Origin of the sequence: Corynebacterium sp. HMSC070E08, from assembly GCF_001808895.1 — a bacterium.
GTDB lineage: Bacteria > Actinomycetota > Actinomycetes > Mycobacteriales > Mycobacteriaceae > Corynebacterium > Corynebacterium hiratae.
Genome location: NZ_KV794731.1, coordinates 1 through 1,447, shown reverse-complemented (window position 1 = coordinate 1,447; position 1,447 = coordinate 1). Strand labels below are relative to the sequence as shown.

At 54.0% G+C, this 1,447-nt stretch carries 1 protein-coding gene; it reads right to left on the bottom strand.

Annotated elements, in window-relative coordinates; all coding sequences use genetic code 11:
• Nucleotides 1-62 precede the first annotated feature (62 nt).
• A complete protein-coding gene (locus HMPREF2526_RS01770) occupies nucleotides 63-1,274 on the bottom strand; it encodes an IS1249 family transposase (RefSeq protein ID WP_070545491.1) in 1,212 nt (403 codons plus the stop codon).
• Nucleotides 1,275-1,447: the final 173 nt, after the last annotated feature.

Genomic DNA, 1,447 nt, shown 5'->3' with positions numbered 1-1,447 from the left:
GGCTTAAGGGACATTTCGTGTGGATTTGCGGCGTGTCGCACTAAGGGACATTTCGTGTGGATTTAGGAGCGTCCGGCCCAGCCTTTTCTTATGCCTAAGCTGGGGTTCCATTCGTTGTCGATGCCGGTGTCGAATGTGGCAGGTCGCCCGTCTGGGTGGCCGCGCCGTTTGAGTTCTTCTTTTGCCCAGGCTGCGCGTGCTGCTTTTTCTCCTTGGCGTCCGAAGTCTTGTTGCTTGGCTAACTCCAGTGGCGCTACCGGGTCTTCGGTGTGGGTGTAGAGCCACCAGTCCATGGTGATGCGCTGATGCTCATCGAACATGCCACGATGGTTTCCTGCTAGGTCTTTGAGCTGTTTGTTGATGCCACCTTCCAGCAGGTTCGTGGTGGCTTTTAAATCCTGTGTGACACCTTCAGGCGGGTCAAGGAAGGTAAATAATTGTCCGGCGTGGATGAGCTTTTCTAGCCGTTTTAGAGCCCTGCGGGCGTTGCGGTGGGTGTACCACCATTTCTGGTTGGGGCTGACCCATTTCGGTACTTGGCCTGCTGGTATAGCACTGCGGTAGGTTCGCTCTTTAAGCCAATCAGCAAAGGTAATGCGGGTGTGGTGGACTGCAGCTGTAAACCGCGCAGCATCCTCGGGATTGCGTACTTGGACAAGCATGTAGCCCAGTTTCCGGATTGCTTTATGCGCTGGGTGAATCGGGTTGCGGCTGATATCAGCAAAAGTGTTGCGTTGGACGTGAACTAAGCAACGCTGGATGGTCACATCGGGCCATTTAATACGCAGTGCCTTGAGTGCTCCGCCTGCCCCGTCGGTGGTGACGATGAGTGGTTGCGCGATTTTGTCGAGCAGTTTCAGGTACTCGTATGAGCTTTCACGCAGGCACCAGTGCCAGGCGATGACGTGTGTTTCGGTGCAGGCTACCAGCAGGCATTTCTTGTGGAAGTAGGTGCCGTCGATAAAGACCTGGTCGTAAACACGATAGGGGTCAGTAGACGTGGGCACGGTGATAAACCACAGCAGCTTGAACCACCGGGTCAAAGTCCGCCTTGTTACCCCAAGGCGTTTGGCTAAATGGTCTGCGGATTCGCCGGAAAGAATCCAGTCAATAAAGATTTTGAAGTGCCGAATCTCGCTGGTGTGTGCGCGGGTATTAATCGATGAAACGTTGCATTTAGGACACAACCAGCGCTGGGTTCCTGCCGCGGTTTTGCCGTTCTTAACCAGTCCGTGGCCGCACATGTCACACGACGGCCGATTCCTATTAGCCATAGGAATTGGCCTTACCGCACCAGCAGCAGTCCTCCTATCACAGACCTAGGACTATCCAGTGTTGATTTCACAGATCGGGCCGTTGGAACCGATTCAAAATCAAGATCACCGTATTATCCCAGGCTGCCCCGGGAATCCGTATCGGTTTATCCACACGAAATGTCCCTTAAGCC

Excerpts from the sequence above, each read along its gene's own strand:
- HMPREF2526_RS01770 (WP_070545491.1), bottom strand. The coding sequence starts at position 1,274 with ATGGCTAATAGGAATCGGCCGTCGTGTGACATGTGCGGCCACGGACTG.